This is a genomic window from Rhizobium sp. P1_E1, from assembly GCF_056406015.1.
Map to the genome: position 1 here is coordinate 1 of NZ_JBFUAY010000303.1, position 4460 is coordinate 4460.

5 protein-coding genes are annotated in these 4460 nt (G+C 59.0%); all 5 read left to right on the forward strand.

The genetic code is table 11. The annotated features are described in order from the left end of the window. The first annotated feature begins 256 nt into the window (after window positions 1-256). The 5 genes from AC1D1Z_RS34455 (at window position 257) to AC1D1Z_RS34475 (ending at window position 4023) form a co-directional block, all read left to right on the forward strand. Complete coding sequence (locus tag AC1D1Z_RS34455) at window positions 257-577, forward strand: helix-turn-helix domain-containing protein (RefSeq protein WP_018246368.1); 321 nt, start codon at window positions 257-259, stop codon at window positions 575-577. Between the two features lie 3 nt (window positions 578-580). Beyond that, window positions 581-841 (forward strand): hypothetical protein, encoded by a 261-nt coding sequence (locus AC1D1Z_RS34460; protein WP_477853274.1) that lies wholly within the window; start codon window positions 581-583, stop codon window positions 839-841. A 9-nt stretch (window positions 842-850) separates the two neighbouring features. After that, the gene (locus AC1D1Z_RS34465; RefSeq protein ID WP_018246367.1) at window positions 851-1090 is read left to right on the forward strand and encodes a hypothetical protein; all 240 of its coding nucleotides are present in this window, start codon (window positions 851-853) and stop codon (window positions 1088-1090) included. A 100-nt stretch (window positions 1091-1190) separates the two neighbouring features. Then, the gene (locus tag AC1D1Z_RS34470) at window positions 1191-1358 is read left to right on the forward strand and encodes a hypothetical protein (RefSeq protein WP_454284992.1); all 168 of its coding nucleotides are present in this window, start codon (window positions 1191-1193) and stop codon (window positions 1356-1358) included. Between the two features lie 103 nt (window positions 1359-1461). After that, window positions 1462-4023 (forward strand): GcvT family protein, encoded by a 2562-nt coding sequence (locus AC1D1Z_RS34475; protein WP_477853277.1) that lies wholly within the window; start codon window positions 1462-1464, stop codon window positions 4021-4023. The last annotated feature ends 437 nt before the right edge of the window (window positions 4024-4460 follow it).

Sequence of the window (4460 nt, forward strand, 5' to 3'; positions counted from 1 at the left end):
CACGATCTAAATTAGACTGTAATAATATTCAGTCAATCAATCTTCCCCTTCGCCAGATGAGCGTCGAGTATTAGTGGTCTAAGAATGGAATAGGCAGACTAATCCAGGGAGATCGGAATTCTCGGAAAGGCGAATGTAAAATGGTTCAAAACGCCCTATTCCGTCATGCGCTTTCTCGTCATCTCTTGTCTCGAGATTACATTTTTTATATAATCTATCCGAGGCAGAATCACACTTTTGATGCAAGGTTATTGTTTTGTGCCTATCTTCTGCTCAATGCCGCGCTGCTCGCGCCCTTTTGGCATGGTCTCAGGACGATCTCTCATCAGCGTCGAAAGTCGCCAAAGCGACGATTGCCAATTTCGAGGCTGGAAAGCGCTCTCCCTACGAACGAACCCTTCAGGATGTGAAGCACGCCCTGGAAGGCGGCGGGGTTGTGTTCATCCCTGAAAATGGTGGGGGTGCAGGCGTTCGCCTGGCAAAACGCGCGGATGCGTCGATCGACACGAATGAAACCGAGACGGTTCAATATGAAGAATATCTCAAAAACGACGCACCGCCCGGTGCAGGTGGCTGAATGATGGCAAAGAAAGAGAAGCTCGAACACTCCGAACTGGCGGGAGAATTCACCGACGAMGGGATCACCGTGCTCGTCGATATCTTCCGCACATCCGGCAGCAATGAAGACTGGACGATGGAGGTGGTCACGCAGGCGGAGGATCTGATCCGCTGGGACGAGCCATTTGCGACGGACCGCGATGCCTTCGACGAATTCCTGGCCGTCGTTGCCCGCGACGGCATTCGATCGTTTCTCGAAGATGAAGAGCCATCCGTGCATTGAGGGATATTTGTGAAAAGCATCAATGATCTAGTCGCGTCTGCGAAAACCGTCTGCGATCGATACCGGGCCGGGCGGATGGAGCGCGAAACCGTGCGGGAATGGGTCCTCGGGCTCGGCGCCTATCCGCCGCCCCATGGTGACCGCGTGCGGGAAGCGGCAGAATGGTTCCGCTTGCACAATCGCGAGCCTGTTTCCGAAGACATCGTGCTGGTGGACATCGATCGGCTTGCGGCGATTTCAGCGCCGTGATCCCCGGGCGTGCGAGCGGACAGGCCGGCTGCAAGGGCTCGCCCATATCCGATCTTAGCCACGCATTGCCTGACCGTTCGATGCGGGATGGATCGCAGCAGTGCCTGCGCTGTTTTGCGGTTGCCTCGCCGCCTCGATCCGGACTGGCGCAATTACGCCGGTACTAGGCGGCGTAGGACCAATGACGATCATGAGCCTTATGCATAATACCCTCATCGCAGCTTCCATGCGGAGCGGTCTGGGGGTTCCGCAGCTTCGGCAAATGTGACACTCCTTACGCTGTTGACATGGCTCCTGCATCGCGCGCGCGAAGCGTACGTCAAGCGCGGCTAGGTAATTTTTATTCGTGCGATAAGTAGAAGGAACAGCACGTGGCAGCATTTCCGGAAAAGGCGAAGGTCGTCATCATCGGGCTCGGCGGCATCGTCGGCGCCTCCATCGCGCATCATCTCGTCGAGCGGGGATGGGACGATATCGTCGGCATCGATAAGTCGGGCATACCGACCGATATCGGTTCGACAGCCCATGCCTCGGACTTCTGTTACACCACGAGCCATGACTATCTGTCGGTCTGGACCACGCAATATTCGATCGATTTCTACGAGAAGATGGGCCATTACGCCCGCATCGGCGGCCTCGAAGTGGCGCGCACCGGCGACGATACCTGGATGGAGGAAATCAAGCGCAAGCTTTCCTCGGCACGCGCTTTCGGCACGCGCGCTCATTATGTCAGCCCTTTCGAGATCAAGGAGAAGTTCCCGCTGATTGAGGAAGATCAGGTGATGGGCGGCCTTTACGATCCGGATGCCGGCCTGGTCATTCCGCGCTCGCAGACCGTTGCCGGCAAGCTGGTCGATGCCGCCGAAAAGGCAGGCAAGCTGCAGGTGTTCGGCAACACGCCGGCGAAGTCGCTGATCGTCGAAGGCGGCCGCATCAAGGGCGTCGTCACCCATCGCGGCACCATCATGGCCGACCACGTCATCGTCTGTGCCGGCCTCTGGGGGCGCCTGATCGCGGAGATGGTCGGCGAAGACCTGCCGGTCATGCCGGTCGACCACCCGCTCACCTTCTTCGGTCCGTATAATGAATTTGAAGGCACCAGCAAGGAAATTGGCTTCCCGCTGCTGCGCGACCAGGGCAACTCCGCCTATATGCGCGATACCGGCGACCCGGCGACGACGGAGGGCGGTCAGATCGAGTGGGGCTATTACGAAGCCACCAATCCGCGCATGTGCCACCCGCGCGATCTTCTCGAAAAACACGAAGCGCGACTTTCGCCCTCGCAGCGTGATCTCGAGATGGAACAGATCATCGAGCCGCTCGAGCGCGCCATGGAACTGACGCCGATCCTCGGCGAACTCGGCTATAACGAAGGTCACTCCTTCAACGGCCTGCTGCAAGTTTCCGCCGCCGGCGGCGCATCCTGCGGCGAGAGCCAGAAGGTGCGCGGTCTCTGGTATTGCGTTGCCATCTGGGTCAAGGACGGCCCAGGCTATGGCAAGCTGATCGCCGACTGGATGACCGATGGCCGGACTGAAATCGATCACAACAGCATCGACTACGCCCGCTTCTATCCGCATCAGTTGACGGAAGAGTTCATCGAGGGCCGCTGCTATGAAGCCGCCCAGAAGATCTATTTCCCGGCCGTTCACACCCGCGAACCCTATGCATCCGGCCGCAACGCCAAGCGCTCGCCCTTCTACGAGCGCGAAAAGGAGCTTGGCGGCTACTTCATGGAACTTGGCGGCTGGGAGCGTGCGCACGGCTACGCCGCCAACGAGCACCTTCTGGAGAAATACGCCGACCGCGTCCCGGTTCGCGAGAACGAATGGGACAACCGCCATTTCTGGCGCGTGTCGAATGCCGAGCATCTGGCGATGAGCGAGGATTGCGGCATCGTCAATCTCAGCCACTTCCACATGGTCGACATCGAGGGTCCCGACCATGTCGAACTGATGGAATGGCTGTGCGCCGCCAAGGTCGGCGGCGATGCCAACATTGGCAAGGGCATTTATACCCACTTCCTCGACGACGAAGGCATGGTGCGCGCCGACTTCACCGTCTTCCGCATGGCCGACCGGTGCCGTCTCGTCAACGGCGCCGATGCCGGCCCGCGCGACCTGCACTATATGAAGCGCGTCGCCGAAGACCGCGGCCTTGACGTGATCATCACAGACGTCTCGGAAAAATTCGTGACGATCGGCATCTGGGGTCCGAACGCGCGCGACACGCTGAAGAGGGCTGTGGCCGATCCGGCCGGGCTAGATCAGGAAAACTTCGCCTTTGCGGCGATCAAACCGATCGAAATTGCAGGCAAGCCTGTCACCGCCTTCCGCATCTCGTATGTCGGCGAGCAGGGCTGGGAACTGCACATGAAGTACGAAGACGGCCTCGCCGTCTGGGATGCGCTACGCTCGACCGGTGTGATGGCCTTCGGCGTCGAAACCTACGCAAACTCGCGCCGCATGGAAAAGAGCCTCCGCCTGCAGAACGCCGACCTCCTGACCCAGTACAACCTGATCGAAGCCGATCTCGCCCGTCCGAAGGTCAAGGAGGCCGATTTCCGCGGCAAGGCGAAACATCTGGAATACAAGGCACGCGAGCACCAGCCGGCCATGCTTTTCACACTTGTGATGACGGAGAATACCGACAAATCGGGCGTGAAGCGTTATCCCCTCGGCAACCTGCCGGTTGTCGATCCGGCGACGGGAGAGGTTCTGGTCGACGAGCTTGGCCGCCGGTCCTACACCACCTCGATCGCCTACGGCCCAACGGTCGGAAAGAACATTGCCTTGGCCTATCTACCTTGGTCGCATTGCCAGGTCGGACGCCGCCTGAATGTCGAGTATTTTTCCGAGAGCTATCCGGTCGAGGTTGTCGGCGTCGGGTACAAGCCGATCTATGACCCAGAAAATCTGAAGCCGCGCACCTAAGCGCAGCGGCGCCCCGCAGATCGGAATCGATTTTCGGAAAGCACGTGCGAGGATTGAAAGTGTTGCAGCGCCGCGTGTCTTAGAAGACGTGCGGCGCTGTAAGCACTCCAGAACTTGTGACGCCGCAGCCACAAACATGAGATTGATCGTCAGCGCCACGCGGAACGGCGGCTCGGATGGTCGCTGGTGACCCGGATCCGTCAGCTGTCCGCTTCTGACGCTCTGGATGCTGGCGCTATTTTGCGGTTGCCTCGCAGTCGGATTGGAAGTCAGGATGCGGCGAAGCGATCATTAGAATTCAAGAGTGAGGCATGATGTCGTCCGAAAACCGCTCACACTTTTCAGCATCATGCTCTGGCGAGTGGACAGTCGATGCTTGATAATCCCACATGGTCCGGAGTGCTCGCCGATCCTGTCGTCCAGGCCGGGACGTTGGC